Origin of the sequence: Enterobacter cloacae complex sp. SHL018, assembly GCF_049237905.1 — a bacterium.
GTDB classification, from domain to species: Bacteria; Pseudomonadota; Gammaproteobacteria; order Enterobacterales; family Enterobacteriaceae; genus Enterobacter; species Enterobacter hormaechei_C.
The window spans coordinates 1,181,050-1,195,813 of sequence record NZ_JBMKJE010000001.1 but is presented as its reverse complement, the minus strand read 5'-3'; the positions used below and the strand labels follow the sequence as shown (position 1 = coordinate 1,195,813).

Below are 14,764 nucleotides of genomic sequence, written 5' to 3'. Positions count from 1 at the left end.
CAAAAGCTTACCCTAACCCTGCTATGCTTACAGTCCACACAGTGAAAAGGAGCTACAGATGAAACGGTTACCCTGGATTACCGCCCTGCTGTTAATGAGTGCTTCACCCGCTCTTCTTGCGGCCCCGGACTCCTGCGAGCGCGTGAAAAGCGACATTCAGCAGAAGATTATCAACAACGGCGTACCGGAGTCTGGCTTTACCCTGAACATCGTCCCGAACGATCAGGCCGATCAACCGGATGCGCAGGTCGTTGGGCATTGTGCCAACGATACTTTCAAAATTTTGTACACCCGCACCAGTAGCGGCAACTACCCGGTGAGCGGCGCAGGTACGCAAGAGAATGCGCCCGCTGAGCCGCAATGATTTTCCCACTCAATTCCCCTGATTTGACGAGGATTAATATTTAATACCTCTAAATAAGTAACACTCCCCCCATCATTAGCCCGGTTGTAGTCACGGGTGAAAATAATTATTAACAATGATGGGGTGAGTTATGTCCGAAGTTGAACATCACGGCGGTTTAAGCCGTCGAACTCTGGTTAAATCTACTGCCATAGGATCCCTGGCGCTTGCCGCCGGTGGGATCGCATTACCTTTTGGTCTGAAAAGCGCCGCCGCCGCTGTGCAGTCCGCTATTCAGCCCGCAGAAGATAAAGTCGTCTGGGGCGCCTGCTCGGTAAACTGCGGTAGCCGCTGCGCGCTGCGTCTGCACGTTCGCGATGACGAAGTCTACTGGGTTGAAACGGATAATACCGGCGAGGATATCTACGGCAACCATCAGGTTCGCGCCTGCCTGCGAGGCCGTTCAATTCGCCGTCGCATTAATCACCCAGACCGTCTGAATTATCCGATGAAACGCGTGGGCAAACGCGGAGAAGGCAAGTTTGAGCGTATCACCTGGGAAGAAGCGCTGGACACCATCGCCGCGAGCCTGAAAAGCGTGGTCGAAAAATACGGCAACGAAGCGGTCTACATTAACTACTCCTCCGGAATTGTAGGCGGCAACATCACCCGCTCCTCCCCTTATGCCTCGCTGGTCGCGCGCCTGATGAACTGCTACGGCGGCTTCCTCAGCCACTACGGCACCTACAGCACCGCGCAGATCGCCTGCGCAATGCCCTACACCTACGGCAGCAACGACGGCAACAGCACATCGGATATCGAAAACACCAAACTGGTCGTGATGTTCGGCAATAATCCGGCGGAAACGCGCATGAGCGGCGGCGGGATCACTTACTACCTTGAGCAGGCGCGCGAACGGTCAAACGCGCGGATGATCGTTATCGATCCGCGCTACACCGACACTGCCGCAGGGCGTGAAGACGAGTGGATCCCGATTCGTCCGGGCACCGATGCCGCGCTGGTGGCAGGTATTGCGTGGGTGCTGATTAATGAAAATCTGGTCGATCAACCTTTCCTCGATAAATACTGCGTGGGTTATGACGAAAAAACCCTGCCGGAAGGCGCACCAGCTAATGGTCATTACAAAGCCTATATTCTCGGCCAGGGTGATGACAAAACCGCGAAAACCCCTGAGTGGGCGTCTCGCATAACGGGCATCCCTGCCGATCGCATCATTAAGCTGGCCCGTGAAATCGGTTCGGCGAAACCGGCCTACATTTGCCAGGGCTGGGGCCCGCAGCGTCAGGCTAACGGGGAGCAAACGTCCCGCGCCATCGCCATGCTGCCGATCCTGACCGGCAACGTCGGCATTAACGGCGGCAACAGCGGCGCGCGCGAATCGACCTACACCATCACCATCGAACGCATGCCGCTGCCGGAAAATCCGGTGAAAACGCAAATTTCCTGCTTCAGCTGGACGGATGCCATCGTGCGTGGACCGGAGATGACCGCCCTGCGCGACGGCGTACGCGGCAAAGATAAGCTCGATGTGCCGATCAAGTTCATCTGGAACTACGCGGGTAATACCATCATCAACCAGCACTCCGATATCAACAAAACTCACGACATTTTGCAGGATGAGAGCAAGTGCGAAACGATCGTCGTCATCGACAACTTTATGACCTCGTCCGCGAAGTATGCCGATATTGTTCTGCCGGACCTGATGACCGTCGAGCAGGAAGATATCATCCCCAACGATTACGCCGGCAACATGGGATACCTGATTTTTCTCCAGCCGGTTACCGCCCCGAAGTTCGAGCGCAAGCCCATCTACTGGATCATGAGTGAAGTGGCGAAACGCCTCGGACCGGATATCCATCAGAAATTCACCGAAGGCCGTACGCAGGAGCAGTGGCTGCGCTACCTGTACGCCAAAATGGTCGCCAAAGATCCGCTGCTGCCATCCTACGATGCGCTGAAAAAAATGGGTATTTATAAGCGCAAAGATCCTAACGGACATTTTGTGGCCTATAAAAAATTCCGTGACGATCCGGATGCCAATCCGCTGAAAACCCCGTCGGGCAAAATCGAGATCTACTCCAGCAAGCTGGCGGATATTGCGGCAACCTGGGAACTGCAAAAAGACGAAACCATCACCCCGCTGCCGGTCTATACCTCAACCTTTGAAGGCTGGGACGCGCCCGAGCGCAGCAAATTCCCGCTGCAACTGTTCGGTTTCCACTTTAAAGCCCGTACCCACTCCAGCTACGGCAACGTGGATGTGCTCCAGGCCGCCTGTCGCCAGGAGGTGTGGCTTAACCCTGTGGATGCGGAGCAACGTGGAATCAAAAACGGGGATATGGTGCGCGTCTTCAACGACCGCGGCGAAGTGCGTATTGCCGCGAAAGTCACCCCGCGCATCATGCCCGGCGTAAGTGCGATGGGCCAGGGCGCCTGGCATGACGCCAACATGAACGGCGATCGTGTCGATCACGGCTCCTGCATCAATACCCTGACCACGCACCGCCCGTCACCGCTGGCGAAAGGCAACCCGCAGCACACGAACCTGGTGCAGATCGAGAAGGCATAAGGATTAACCGATGACTACCCAGTATGGATTTTTTATTGATTCCAGCCGCTGCACCGGGTGTAAAACCTGCGAGCTGGCCTGCAAGGATTACAAAGACCTGACCCCGGACGTCAGCTTCCGGCGTATTTATGAATACGCGGGCGGCGACTGGCAGGAGGATAACGGCGTCTGGCATCAGAATGTCTTCGCCTATTACCTGTCGATTGCCTGCAACCATTGCGAAGATCCGGCCTGCACCAAGGTCTGCCCGAGCGGGGCAATGCACAAGCGCGACGACGGATTTGTGGTGGTGGACGAGGATGTCTGCATCGGCTGTCGCTACTGCCACATGGCCTGCCCGTACGGCGCGCCGCAGTACAATGCCGCCAAAGGCCACATGACCAAGTGCGACGGCTGCCACAGCCGGGTGGCGGACGGCAAAAAGCCCATCTGCGTCGAGTCCTGCCCGCTGCGCGCGCTGGACTTTGGCCCGATTGAGGAGCTGCGCAAAAAACACGGTCAGCTTGCTGCCGTCGCGCCGCTGCCGTCTGCGCACTTCACGAAGCCGAGTATTGTGATTAAACCTAACGCCAACAGCCGTCCGACGGGTGACACCACCGGCTACCTGGCAAACCCGAAGGAGGTGTGAGATGGGAAGTGGATGGCATGAATGGCCGCTGGTGATCTTCACCGTTTTCGGGCAGTGCGTGGCCGGCGCGTTAATCGTGATGGGCTTCGTCTGGCTAAAGGAAAATGATGACAAGGCCAGAATGCGTATCGTGCGCAGCCTGTTTTGTCTCTGGCTGGTAATGGGCATTGGGTTTATGGCCTCGGTACTGCATCTTGGCTCCCCGCTGCGTGCTTTCAACTCGCTTAACCGCGTGGGCGCGTCAGCGCTGAGTAATGAGATCGCGGCGGGTTCGATCTTCTTTGCCGTGGGCGGTTTCTGGTGGCTGGTGTCGGTTATCGGTAAAATGCCCCCAACTTTGGGCAAAATCTGGCTGGTTGTCAGCCAGATCCTGGGCATCGTTTTTGTCTGGGCGATGACCCGGGTCTATCAGATTGAGACTGTCCCGACCTGGTATACGGGTTACACCACGCTGAGCTTCTTCCTGACGATGGTCCTTGCTGGTCCTCTGCTGGCTGCACTGCTGCTGCGCGCCGCAAACGTGACATTCAAAGGCACTCTTGCCGCGTCTGTCAGCGTACTGGCACTCATCGTCTGCGTGGCGGTCGTCGTGTTGCAAAGCAATACGCTGGGGACAATACAGAGTTCCATCCAGCAGGCTAACGCCCTGCTTCCGGATTATGGTTCGCTTCAGGTATGGCGCATCGCGCTGCTGGCGGCGGGTTTAGGCTGCTGGCTCTGCCCGCTGATTCGTCGTCAGGAGCCAAAAACGCTCGGCCTGTTTGCAGGTGTCGTGCTGGTGGCGCTGGGTGAACTGATTGGCCGTGGGCTATTTTATGGTCTGCATATGACCGCAGGGTTAGCAATTGCAGGTTAACACAGGTGCGCGGGGCTACCCGCGCGCAAGTAAGGAAAGTTGTAATGAATGACGTCTCACACCGCGAATCGTTCGCGTTCAGCGCCCGGGTACTGGGCGCGCTGTTTTATTTCGCTCCAGACAGCGAGCAGACCGCGCCGCTGGTGAGTGCCCTGACCGCAGGTGACTGGGTTCAGGACTGGCCGCTGGCGGAGGAAAATCTGCTGCCTGTCGCCAGTATGTTTAAGACCCCGTCGGATGAAGCGTTGAAAGACGCCTGGCAGCGTCTGTTTATTGGCCCGTATGCCCTGCCCGCCCCCCCGTGGGGCTCGGTCTGGCTTGATCGTGAGTCCGTGCTGTTTGGCGATTCGACCCTCGCGTTGCGTCAGTGGATGCGTGAAAACCATATCGCCTTTGAGATGCAGCAGAATGAGCCCGAAGATCATTTCGGAACGTTGCTGATGCTGGCGGCATGGCTTGCCGAGAACGGTCGCGAAACAGAACGCGACCAGCTTCTTGCCTGGCATCTGCTGCCATGGAGCACGCGTTTCCTTAGCGTATTCGTTGAAAACGCGGCCCATCCGTTCTACACCGCGCTGGGTAAACTTGCCCAGCTGACGCTGGCGGAATGGCAGTCCACTTTGCTGATCCCGATTGCCGAAAAAACGCTGTACCGATAACAGCACCTGGCTTGTCCACCCGTTGTGCAGGCCAGGCTCGCACATTTTTGCTGCAACACAACGTCACAACTGCTATACTGTATATAATTACAGTATACGAGGGTGCACAATGGCTGTTGAAACAAAATTTGTTGTCGTAAGAAAAGGTGAAGAAAAAATGACATTTGCCAGTAAGAAAGAGGCTGACGCTCACGACAAACTACTCGATATGGCAGAAGCGTTTACCGACTGGCTGTTGCAAAGCGGAATGCAGATGGATGAAACGCAGGCGGAGAACCTTGGTCTTTATCTCGCCGAGCAGAAAGAGTCCGTGCAGCATATCCTGCGTACCAGCAAGCTTCCCGAGCTCAATGCTGAAACGGATAAAACAGCATCAGATGCGGACAGCAGCAAAAAAATCCGGGCCGTCAAAGCCGCCTGATTGTCAGAACGTCTCATCACCTGTCCTGCCGCCGCGGGCCGGAAACGGCTCGCGGCTTTATTAAGGTCGGCTGAACCTTATATTCATCAACCGTAACCCTGAAAATACGTCCTGTTATCTTGATTTGTCCGCCTCAACGTTTACGCTGATATTCAGCCTTTTTGCTTCCATGGTTATCATTGTTTTGGCCAGGTCCTTATCGCCCCCGTGCACTTTATCTATCAGATCCTGTACAAGGGTCATCATCAGGAAGTTTTTATTTGCAGGATAGAAATCTGCCGTAGTGATCCCGTTATCCTTCAGGCGCTGATGCGCTACCGTCTCTGTATCTGCGATTATTTCAGCTACTTTCTCATGCATGATCTCGATCTGCTCGAAAACAATGCGGTTAATCATTTCAATCTGTTCTGGCGTAAAATTCGGTTCCATTATTTCCCCTCGTCAGGCGTATGTTAAAAACACGTGAATCACACGTTGAGCGCCTCTGAATGGTGCGGTAAATTATCACACAACTCTTGTAACTCGTTGATCAGCCTGGCCACATGGAAACCGTCACAGACAGAATGATGGACCTGAACGGCAAAAGGCAACAAGACCTTTCCATCCTGGTTATAGTATTTTCCAAACGTGAACATGGGCGCAAAAAAATTCCGCATGTTAGCGACGTTGACGTTAAAACTGCTAAAACTGACCCACGGAATATCCGATATGAAGAATATATTCTCCCGGGACTCTTCTTTAGGCCAGTAAGCAAGGATATTGCCATAGCGGGCAACATCTTCTGCATAAACGCGCTGAAAATGGTGAATATTTCCATCGTAATGACTCCATAACGATGAAAACGTCTCCGTTTCTTTATGGAAAAGGGTATAGCTTGGATGAACCTCATTCCATATTACAAGCTCATCATCCTTCATGGCCATACGGAATTCCGGATGCCGGTTTACGACGTCAGAAATAAGGGAAATAATCGCAGGATAAAATTTCCAGCCAACCTCTTTGATATGCTTTAGCAGCACGGTAATGTCCAGCTGAACCGTTTGGTTAAATGTAGATTGAGCAAAGCCCTGAAATACTTCAAAGTGTTCCTTTCTTGCCCAACGTGATAAGTCAACTACCGTATATTCTGGCATTATTTTTGTCATTTCAGAGCCTTAGTTGAGCTGCGCTATATAAAATAGTAGCGTATCACAAACGTAGGGGCTGTATAGACCGTAGCGAAGAGGCACCCTAAATTTTCAGCGTATCAATCACCGCTCTCAGCGCCGGGGATACGTTGCGGTGTGGATAATAGAGGTACAGTCCGTCCATCCGCAGGCTGTAGCGCTGTAAGACGCGTATAAGCGTGCCACGCTCCAGATCGTCAGCCACCAGCTCAACCGGGACATAGGCCAGCCCGAGTCCCAGCCGGGCCGCTTCGGCCTCCATGTAGCTGTCGGAAAAGGCCCATTGCCCCTCCGGGCGGTGAGTAACATGCTTCCCGTCCTGAACAAGCTCCCATTGATAGTGGTTACCGTCGGCAAACTGGTAGGCAATGCAGGGATGAGCATCCAGATCGGCGGGCGTCTGCGGGAAACCATAGCGCCGAAAATGCGCCGGGGCGGCAACCACAGCCATCTCCATATCGGGCGTGATGCGCACGGCAATCATTCCTTGTCCCACCTCCGGCCCAAGCCGGACGCCCGCGTCGAATCGCTCGGCAATGATATCCACGAACCGGCTCTCATTCATCAATTCCAGACGGATATCCGGGTAACGCTGTTTGAAGATAGCGAGCTTTGGCAGCAGGCATTTTTCGATGGCGTGCTGGCTGGCATTAATGCGCACCGTGCCGGATGGCGTCTGGCGGTAATGCGCCAGTCTGGTCAGCCCGGTATCGAGCGCATCAAAGGCTGAACCAGCGGTCTGGTAAAGTTGCTCCCCGGCATGGGTCAGCGACAGTTTGCGCGTGGTACGCACCAGAAGCCGAACGCCCAGCCGCTCTTCCAGCTCGCGAACCGATCGACTGATCCCGGATTGTGCCAGCCCGAGCCGTTGCGCGGCTGCCGTGAAGCTTCCCTCCCGCACCACCTGGATAAACAGATACAGCTCATTGTAGTTTTCCCGCTTCGCCATCATGCCTCATCAATTCATAACAATATGATATTAATCCTAGCAGCCTTTGGCCTCTAATCAGCACTATTTCTGCTAACTATAATGACCGCATTACAACAACACACGGTACCTCTTATGCAAACATTCACCCAAAAACTGTCCGTTGCGCTGCTGCTATGCGCATCATTAAGTGGAGTGACAACAATGAGTTATGCAGAATCACGAAATCCTGCCGCCCCCGTTTCGATGGTGACAACCTGGGATAAGACCTTCGCCGAGAGCAATAAAGTCGACCACCGCAAGGTGACGTTCGAGAACCGATACGGGATCACCCTGGTCGGCGATCTGTACATTCCCAGGAACAGCGGCGACCAGAAGCTGGCGGCGATTGCCGTCAGTGGACCGTTCGGTGCGGTAAAAGAACAATCCAGTGGTCTTTACGCCCAGACTCTGGCTGAACAGGGGTTCGTGACCCTGGCCTTCGACCCATCCTACACGGGTGAAAGCGGCGGCCAGCCGCGTAACGTTGCCTCCCCTGACATCAACACCGAAGACTTTAGCGCCGCAGTGGATTTCCTCGGATTACAGAAAGAAGTCGACCGTAACCGTATCGGCATTCTCGGGATCTGCGGCTGGGGTGGTATGGCGCTGAACGCGGCATCCATGGATACCCGCGTGAAGGCGGTCGCCACCAGCGTAATGTACGATATGAGCCGCGCGATGGGTCACGGCGTGGGCGACGGGAAAGATCGTTATTCAGCGGCCGATCGCCGGGCCGTGTTGCAGTATCTGAACGCGCAACGCTGGAAAGATGCTGAAAGCGGCACCTTCGCCCATGGCGGCCACGATATTTATGTCGATGAAAACGGTAAGGTAACGGCGGCCGGGCGTATTCTGCCGGAAGCATTGCCCGCCGATCCGCATCCGGTACTGAAAGAGTTCTATGATTACTACCGTATGCCGCGCGGCTTCCATGCCCGTTCCGTAAACTCCACCGGCGCATGGACCGCGACCATGCCGTTGTCCTTTATGAATATGCCGCTGCTGAGCTATGCCGGGGAGATCACCATCCCAACGCTGATTGTGACCGGTGAAAACGCGCACTCACGTTATTTTGCGGAAGATGCGTTTAAAGCTGTCGGCAGCAAACAGAAGGAACTGGTGATTGTTCCCGGTGCGAATCATGTTGATCTCTACGATAACGTCGCAGGGAAAATCCCGTTCTCGCAGTTCGGGCAGTTCTTCAAAACCAGTCTGAATTAATTCTCTTCGCCCCCGGCAATCAGGGGGCTTATCTTCTCTTCGCCGTGAATTACACCTATGTCCACACTGAATCAAACCTCATCCCGTGATGCTGAGCATGCACACTGGGGCGGTATTTTTGCCATGACCCTGTGCGTTTTTGTCCTCATTGCCTCGGAATTTATGCCCGTCAGTCTGCTCACGCCCCTCGCCAGAGATTTAGGGGTGACAGAGGGGACGGCTGGCCAGGGGATCGCCCTCTCTGGTGCGCTGGCTGTCCTGACCAGCCTTTTTCTTTCCCGGCTTGCCGGGAATATGAATCGCAAACATCTTCTTTCAGGCATGACCGTCCTGATGGCGCTGTCAGGGATCATTATCGCCTTCGCCCCAAACGCTTTGATGTATATGGCAGGCCGGGCGCTGATCGGCATCGCCATCGGCGGTTTCTGGTCGATGTCTGCTGCCACCGCCATTCGGCTGGTGCCTCAGCATCAGGTCTCTCGTGCGCTGGCGATTTTTAACGGCGGCAACGCGCTGGCGACGGTGGTCGCCGCCCCGCTGGGCAGTTATCTCGGCTCGACCATTGGCTGGCGCGGCGCGTTTCTGTGCCTGGTCCCCGTGGCGATTGTGGCGTTCATCTGGCAATATTTTAGCCTGCCCAACATGGGCGGGAACCAGGGTCAGTCGCCACGTAAAAGCGTATTTCGCCTGTTCCACCGGCCTGCGGTTTCGATGGGTCTGATGGCGTGCGGTCTGTTCTTCATGGGACAGTTTGCGTTATTTACCTATGTGCGCCCCTTCCTCGAAACCGTCACCCACGTCAGTCCTTCCGGCTTATCGTTGATCCTGCTCACTATCGGTATCGCAGGTTTCATCGGCACGCTGATCGTCGCGCTGGCCCTGAATGCCGCGTTTTTCCTCACCTTAATGGCCATACCGCTGCTTATGGCGCTGATTGCAGGGGTATTAATGCTCACCGGGGACAGCCTGTGGATCGTGGCCCTGCTGTTAGGTTTCTGGGGAATGCTGGCAACTGCGGCCCCCACGGGCTGGTGGACGTGGATAGCCCGTACGTTACCGGAAGATGCCGAGGCTGGCGGCGGGCTAATGGTCGCGGTGATCCAACTCTCTATTGCGCTTGGCTCAACGGCGGGTGGCGTGGTGTTTGATACCTTTGGCTGGCAGAGCACCTTCGCTTTAAGCAGCATATTACTCCTGAGTGCAGGGGTGCTGACTTTTACGACGTCGCGCCATCGGAAATAAGGCATTATATTAACAGGGTTGTTTTATTTAATTACAAAACCTCGCTCACCTCCCGTTGAAATAATAATTAAGCAATATCCTGGTCAGCCAGCGACATCGCTTTGTTAGCTTGAGCGTTCAGGCAAAGCTCAAACCGGAGGTATTCTTTGCTGATTAAATTAAAGAAAGAACGAACGCATCAGGAGGATCGTCGTCTTGCCCTCTGGCTGGCGACCTCCGCGGGACTGCTGAATGCCATTGCGCTGGGCGCGTTCGGTTTTTTTCCCTCGCATATGACGGGCAATACCTCGCAGCTATCCAGCGAAGTTTCCTCCACCGATCTCAGCGATATTCTTTTCTTTGGCGCCATTATTCTTTCGTTTGTCTCAGGCGCCATCGCTGCGCGGATTATTGTTATCTGGGGGATTATCCATAACGTCAGGCTGGTATTCAGCCAGGTTCTGTTTGTTGAAGGGCTATTACTGGCCGGGGTATCCCTGTACGAAATGTATTTTCACTCCTTCGCCACGAATCAGGAGATTATTATTTTCCTGTGCGGGTTGATGGGAATTCATAATTCCACCTCCACTCAACTATCCGGCGGTCGGGTGAGATCCACGCACATCACCGGCACGCTGACCGATGCGGGCATTTCGCTGGCCTCCGTTATGGTCGCCATGCTGCGCCGGGATTACTCCAAAGATACGGCCGCGCAAAAGAGTCAGCTCAAAACCCATTTAACTACCCTTTTCTCCTTTATCAGCGGCGGGATCGCGGGGCTGATCCTGTTCAGAGAGTTTGGATTCCACGCGATGCTGGCGCTGGGCCTGTTGCTGGTAATCGTCGCCGCCTTCTCTATCGTCCGCATTTCGTGGCGCGTACGCAAGGTGCGTGCCGCGCTCAGTCGACAGGTATAATCAGCACGCCTTATGTGACGTTGTCACGTAAGGCGTGCTTCTTTAAGACTATTCTGCCTGCCCACTGACAGCCCTTATGCCATAAGGCTTCACTCAGGTTGTCACTAATTTCATAGGGTTACTGATTTACCCCCTTCGCTGGAACCCTTCCGTTTCGCTTGCTATAGGTGAAGTACCCCTGCCGAAACATGGCATAACAACAGGCAACCGGTGGTTGCTATAACGCATGCGCACAGGGAGACACACCGCAATGCACCCATTACTTAAACATTCGCTGCTTTTTGTCGGCGCGATTATCGTGGTTCTCGCTCTCCTCACCTGGGGAATTGGACTGGAGACGATTAAGGCGCGCCAGGTTGACCTGATTTACCTCGGGCAACAGCACCTGATTCTGGTCTTTTCATCCATGTTCTTTGCCCTGCTGGTGGGCATTCCAAGCGGTATTCTGCTGAGCCGTCCGGCCGCGCGTGGTATCGCCGAATATGTGATGCAAATCTTTAACGTGGGCAACACCCTGCCGCCGCTGGCCGTTCTGGCACTGGCGATGGTGGTGATTGGCATCGGTGATAAACCGGCCATTATCGCCCTCTTTCTGGCCTCTCTGCTGCCGATTGTGCGTAACACCTATGCCGGGCTGTGCTCTGTTCCCGCGTCGTTGCTGGAAGCGGCAAACGGTATCGGCATGACCAAATGGCAGCGCCTGCGTCAGGTTGAGATCCCTAACGCGTGGCCGGTGATGCTTTCTGGTATTCGCATTGCCACTGCGATTAACGTCGGTACCGCACCGCTGGCATTCCTGATTGGCGCCAGCAGCTACGGCGAGCTGATTTTCCCGGGGATCTATCTGAATGATTTTCCGACGCTGATCCTGGGCGCGGCGGCCACCGCCCTGTTCGCCCTGATTCTGGATACGCTGCTGGCGGCACTGGGCCGATTACTGAGCCCGCATCTCGCGCGATAATTATAACAAGGAGCTTCTATGAGACTGTTTTCCGGGCTGACGGCGCTATGCGCCGCCGCGCTCTTCACCAGCCAGGCGCTTGCCGCGCCGCTGATCCTGGCAACCAAGAGCTTTACCGAGCAGCACATTCTCTCGGCCATGACCGTGCAGTATCTGCAAAAGAAAGGGTTTCAGGTACAGCCTCAGACCAATATTGCAACGGTGATTTCCCGTAACGCGATGATCAACAAGCAGATTGATATGACCTGGGAGTATACCGGCACCTCGCTGATCATCTTCAACCACATCAACAAACGCATGTCGCCGCAGGAATCGTACGAGACGGTGAAACGCCTCGATGCGAAGCACGGTCTGGTGTGGCTTAAACCTGCCGATATGAACAATACCTATGCCTTTGCCATGCAGCGCAAGCGCGCCGAGGCTGAACATATCAATACCATGTCTGAGATGGTGGCAAAGATTGAGCAGATCCGTAAAACCGATCCGGATAACAACTGGCTGCTGGGCCTTGACCTGGAATTTGCCGGGCGCAGCGACGGGATGAAACCGTTGCAGGCAGCCTACAACATGGAGCTGGACCGCCCGCAGATCCGCCAGATGGATCCGGGCCTGGTCTATAACGCGGTGCGCGACGGGTTTGTCGATGCGGGGCTGATCTACACCACCGACGGGCGCGTAAAGGGCTTCGATCTTAAAGTGCTGGAAGATGATAGAGGCTTCTTCCCGAGTTACGCCGTGACGCCAGTTGTTCGAAAAGACACGCTGGAGGCTAATCCGGGGCTGGAGGAGGCGCTGAACACCCTATCATCCCAGCTCAATAACGACGTTATCACCGAACTGAATAAGAAGGTGGATATCGACCATCAGTCACCGCAGCAGGTCGCCCGTGATTTCCTGCGTAGCAAACAGTTGCTGTAGGAGGCGCTATGGAGACGATTCACTATATTCTCGACAACTGGGACTATCTCTTAACCCTGACGCTGCAACACCTGTGGCTGGTGGCGCTCGCCGTGGGCCTGGCGATTATTATTGGCGTGCCGCTGGGCATTTTAATTGTCCGCCATAAATGGCTGGCAACGCCGGTGCTGGGGATTGCCACCATTGTGCTCACCATCCCGTCAATTGCGCTTTTCGGCCTGATGATCCCGCTCTTTTCGCTGATCGGTCAGGGCATTGGCGCCCTGCCCGCGATTACGGCAGTGTTCCTCTATTCGCTGCTGCCGATTGTGCGTAACACCCACACGGCGCTCGACAGCCTGCCGCCGGGCCTGCGTGAAGCGGGACGCGGCATCGGCATGACCTTCTGGCAGCGTCTGCGCTGGGTGGAAATCCCGATGGCGTTGCCGGTGATTTTTGGCGGCATCCGCACCGCCGTGGTGATGAACATCGGCGTCATGGCGATTGCCGCCGTGATCGGCGCGGGCGGGCTGGGCCTGCTGCTGCTTAACGGTATTGGCGGGAGTGATATTCGTATGTTGATTGCGGGCGCGCTGATGATTTGTCTTTTAGCGATTGTGCTCGACTGGTTGCTGCACCGTTTGCAGGTGGTACTGACTCCGAAGGGGATTCGATAATGATAAAACTGGAAAACCTCACCAAACAATTTTCACAGAAACACGGCCAGACGTTTAAGGCCGTCGACAACGTCAACCTGAACGTGCCTGAAGGGGAAATGTGCGTGCTGCTCGGCCCGTCCGGCTGCGGGAAAACCACTACCCTGAAGATGATCAACCGTCTCATTACGCCAAGCAGCGGGACGATCCTGATTAACGGCGAAGACACCAGCGGAATGGACACCGTGACCCTGCGTCGCAACATTGGCTACGTGATCCAGCAAATTGGCCTGTTCCCGAACATGACCATCGAAGAGAACATTACCGTCGTGCCGCGCATGCTGGGCTGGGATAAAGCGCGCTGTAAATCCCGTGCCGAAGAGCTGATGGATATGGTGGCAATGGATCCGCATAAATTCCTTCACCGCTATCCGCGCGAAATGTCCGGCGGTCAGCAGCAGCGTATCGGCGTCATCCGCGCGCTGGCAGCGGATCCTCCGGTCCTGCTGATGGATGAACCGTTCGGCGCGGTCGACCCGATTAACCGTGAGGTGATCCAGAACCAGTTCCTGGAGATGCAGCGCAAGCTGAAAAAGACCGTGATGCTGGTGAGCCACGATATTGACGAAGCGCTGAAGCTGGGCGACCGTATTGCCGTCTTCCGTCAGGGACGTATCGTGCAGTGCGCCAGCCCGGACGAGCTGCTGGCGAAACCCGCGAATGAGTTTGTTGGCTCGTTTGTTGGTCAGGACCGGACGTTGAAACGCCTGCTGCTGGTATCGGCGGGCGACGTCACCGACCAGCAGCCTACCATTACGGTACGCGAATCGACGCCGCTGCCGGAGGCCTTCGCCACCATGGATGACAACGATATTCGCGCCATTACCGTGGTTGATGAGCACGGCAAACCGCTCGGCTTTGTGAAGCGCCGCGAAGCGCGTAACGCCAGCGGCAGCTGCGGGGATATTCTGCATCCGTTCCGCATGACCGGTAAGGCCGAGGATAACCTGCGCGTGGTGCTTTCTCGCCTGTATGAGAGCAACACCAGCTGGATGCCGATTGTGGACGAGGACGGACGCTATAACGGCGAAATATCCCAGGATTATATTGCGGAGTATTTGAGCTCAGGGCGTACGCGCCGGGCGTTGAATATTCATAGCGAGAGTTAAGCATTCAGGCCGGGTACTGCCCGGCCTTTTTCCGCACGCATACCTTTTGCTAACCTCCCGATTTACCGCCACAATATTGTATCGTCCCC

Annotated in this window: 16 protein-coding genes; 13 read left to right on the top strand and 3 right to left on the bottom strand. The window is 55.3% G+C overall.

The annotated features are described in order from the left end of the window. Window positions 1-58 precede the first annotated feature (58 nt). The 6 genes from ACOTY5_RS05890 (at window position 59) to ACOTY5_RS05865 (ending at window position 5,497) form a co-directional block, all read left to right on the top strand. Window positions 59-364: a DUF1161 domain-containing protein gene (locus ACOTY5_RS05890; protein ID WP_003857424.1), complete on the top strand. Its 306-nt coding sequence runs from the start codon at window positions 59-61 to the stop codon at window positions 362-364. Between the two features lie 130 nt (window positions 365-494). Then, a complete protein-coding gene (gene ynfE, locus ACOTY5_RS05885; RefSeq protein WP_421631858.1) occupies window positions 495-2,933 on the top strand; it encodes a selenate/tellurate reductase subunit YnfE in 2,439 nt (812 codons plus the stop codon). A gap of 10 nt (window positions 2,934-2,943) precedes the next feature. Then, window positions 2,944-3,561 (top strand): DMSO/selenate family reductase complex B subunit, encoded by a 618-nt coding sequence (locus ACOTY5_RS05880; protein ID WP_017384545.1) that lies wholly within the window; start codon window positions 2,944-2,946, stop codon window positions 3,559-3,561. A gap of 1 nt (window position 3,562) precedes the next feature. Further along, window positions 3,563-4,417, top strand: coding sequence for a dimethyl sulfoxide reductase anchor subunit family protein (locus tag ACOTY5_RS05875; protein ID WP_045141561.1), 855 nt, complete (start codon window positions 3,563-3,565; stop codon window positions 4,415-4,417). A gap of 44 nt (window positions 4,418-4,461) precedes the next feature. Further along, the gene (gene dmsD / locus ACOTY5_RS05870) at window positions 4,462-5,076 is read left to right on the top strand and encodes a Tat proofreading chaperone DmsD (RefSeq protein ID WP_015570619.1); all 615 of its coding nucleotides are present in this window, start codon (window positions 4,462-4,464) and stop codon (window positions 5,074-5,076) included. A gap of 109 nt (window positions 5,077-5,185) precedes the next feature. Next, a complete protein-coding gene (locus ACOTY5_RS05865) occupies window positions 5,186-5,497 on the top strand; it encodes a YebG family protein (protein WP_017384548.1) in 312 nt (103 codons plus the stop codon). A gap of 114 nt (window positions 5,498-5,611) precedes the next feature. On the opposite strand, the gene ACOTY5_RS05860 is transcribed toward ACOTY5_RS05865, so the two are convergent. The 3 genes from ACOTY5_RS05860 to ACOTY5_RS05850 form a co-directional block, all read right to left on the bottom strand. Next, on the bottom strand, window positions 5,612-5,926 hold the full coding sequence (locus ACOTY5_RS05860) for a hypothetical protein (protein WP_017384549.1): 315 nt from the start codon (window positions 5,924-5,926) through the stop codon (window positions 5,612-5,614). Window positions 5,927-5,964: 38 nt separating this feature from the next. After that, complete coding sequence (gene catA / locus ACOTY5_RS05855; RefSeq protein WP_015570622.1) at window positions 5,965-6,642, bottom strand: type A chloramphenicol O-acetyltransferase; 678 nt, start codon at window positions 6,640-6,642, stop codon at window positions 5,965-5,967. Window positions 6,643-6,727: 85 nt separating this feature from the next. Next, entirely contained in the window at window positions 6,728-7,612 is an 885-nt protein-coding gene (locus ACOTY5_RS05850) for a LysR family transcriptional regulator (RefSeq protein ID WP_017384550.1), read from the bottom strand. Between the two features lie 114 nt (window positions 7,613-7,726). Between ACOTY5_RS05850 and ACOTY5_RS05845 the strand changes: the two genes are divergently transcribed. The 7 genes from ACOTY5_RS05845 to osmV all read left to right on the top strand — a co-directional run bounded on the left by ACOTY5_RS05845 (window position 7,727) and on the right by osmV (window position 14,675). Beyond that, window positions 7,727-8,854, top strand: coding sequence for an alpha/beta hydrolase (locus ACOTY5_RS05845; RefSeq protein ID WP_045142513.1), 1,128 nt, complete (start codon window positions 7,727-7,729; stop codon window positions 8,852-8,854). Between the two features lie 57 nt (window positions 8,855-8,911). Then, entirely contained in the window at window positions 8,912-10,096 is a 1,185-nt protein-coding gene (locus tag ACOTY5_RS05840; RefSeq protein ID WP_045142514.1) for an MFS transporter, read from the top strand. A gap of 146 nt (window positions 10,097-10,242) precedes the next feature. Next, on the top strand, window positions 10,243-10,992 hold the full coding sequence (locus ACOTY5_RS05835; protein ID WP_017384553.1) for a YoaK family protein: 750 nt from the start codon (window positions 10,243-10,245) through the stop codon (window positions 10,990-10,992). A gap of 250 nt (window positions 10,993-11,242) precedes the next feature. After that, window positions 11,243-11,953, top strand: a complete 711-nt coding sequence (osmY, locus tag ACOTY5_RS05830; RefSeq protein ID WP_045142515.1) for an osmoprotectant ABC transporter permease OsmY — start codon at window positions 11,243-11,245, stop codon at window positions 11,951-11,953. A gap of 18 nt (window positions 11,954-11,971) precedes the next feature. Continuing rightward, complete coding sequence (gene osmX, locus ACOTY5_RS05825; protein WP_045142516.1) at window positions 11,972-12,871, top strand: osmoprotectant ABC transporter substrate-binding protein OsmX; 900 nt, start codon at window positions 11,972-11,974, stop codon at window positions 12,869-12,871. Window positions 12,872-12,879: 8 nt separating this feature from the next. Beyond that, window positions 12,880-13,527, top strand: coding sequence for an osmoprotectant ABC transporter permease OsmW (osmW, locus tag ACOTY5_RS05820; protein WP_006808875.1), 648 nt, complete (start codon window positions 12,880-12,882; stop codon window positions 13,525-13,527). Further along, window positions 13,527-14,675 carry an osmoprotectant ABC transporter ATP-binding protein OsmV gene (osmV, locus tag ACOTY5_RS05815; protein ID WP_003857446.1) on the top strand — a complete coding sequence of 383 codons (1,149 nt, stop codon included), beginning with the start codon at window positions 13,527-13,529 and terminating at the stop codon, window positions 14,673-14,675. The genes osmW and osmV overlap by 1 nt, the downstream gene beginning before the upstream one ends. Window positions 14,676-14,764 lie beyond the last annotated feature (89 nt).

Bases quoted from the DNA above. Each gene is read 5' to 3' on its own strand.
- ACOTY5_RS05890 (WP_003857424.1), top strand. From the start codon at position 59: ATGAAACGGTTACCCTGGATTACCGCCCTGCTGTTAATGAGTGCTTCA.
- ynfE (WP_421631858.1), top strand. From the start codon at position 495: ATGTCCGAAGTTGAACATCACGGCGGTTTAAGCCGTCGAACTCTGGTT.
- ACOTY5_RS05880 (WP_017384545.1), top strand. From the start codon at position 2,944: ATGACTACCCAGTATGGATTTTTTATTGATTCCAGCCGCTGCACCGGG.
- ACOTY5_RS05875 (WP_045141561.1), top strand. From the start codon at position 3,563: ATGGGAAGTGGATGGCATGAATGGCCGCTGGTGATCTTCACCGTTTTC.
- dmsD (WP_015570619.1), top strand. From the start codon at position 4,462: ATGAATGACGTCTCACACCGCGAATCGTTCGCGTTCAGCGCCCGGGTA.
- ACOTY5_RS05865 (WP_017384548.1), top strand. From the start codon at position 5,186: ATGGCTGTTGAAACAAAATTTGTTGTCGTAAGAAAAGGTGAAGAAAAA.
- ACOTY5_RS05860 (WP_017384549.1), bottom strand. From the start codon at position 5,926: ATGGAACCGAATTTTACGCCAGAACAGATTGAAATGATTAACCGCATT.
- catA (WP_015570622.1), bottom strand. From the start codon at position 6,642: ATGACAAAAATAATGCCAGAATATACGGTAGTTGACTTATCACGTTGG.
- ACOTY5_RS05850 (WP_017384550.1), bottom strand. From the start codon at position 7,612: ATGGCGAAGCGGGAAAACTACAATGAGCTGTATCTGTTTATCCAGGTG.
- ACOTY5_RS05845 (WP_045142513.1), top strand. From the start codon at position 7,727: ATGCAAACATTCACCCAAAAACTGTCCGTTGCGCTGCTGCTATGCGCA.
- ACOTY5_RS05840 (WP_045142514.1), top strand. From the start codon at position 8,912: ATGTCCACACTGAATCAAACCTCATCCCGTGATGCTGAGCATGCACAC.
- osmY (WP_045142515.1), top strand. From the start codon at position 11,243: ATGCACCCATTACTTAAACATTCGCTGCTTTTTGTCGGCGCGATTATC.
- osmX (WP_045142516.1), top strand. From the start codon at position 11,972: ATGAGACTGTTTTCCGGGCTGACGGCGCTATGCGCCGCCGCGCTCTTC.
- osmW (WP_006808875.1), top strand. From the start codon at position 12,880: ATGGAGACGATTCACTATATTCTCGACAACTGGGACTATCTCTTAACC.
- osmV (WP_003857446.1), top strand. From the start codon at position 13,527: ATGATAAAACTGGAAAACCTCACCAAACAATTTTCACAGAAACACGGC.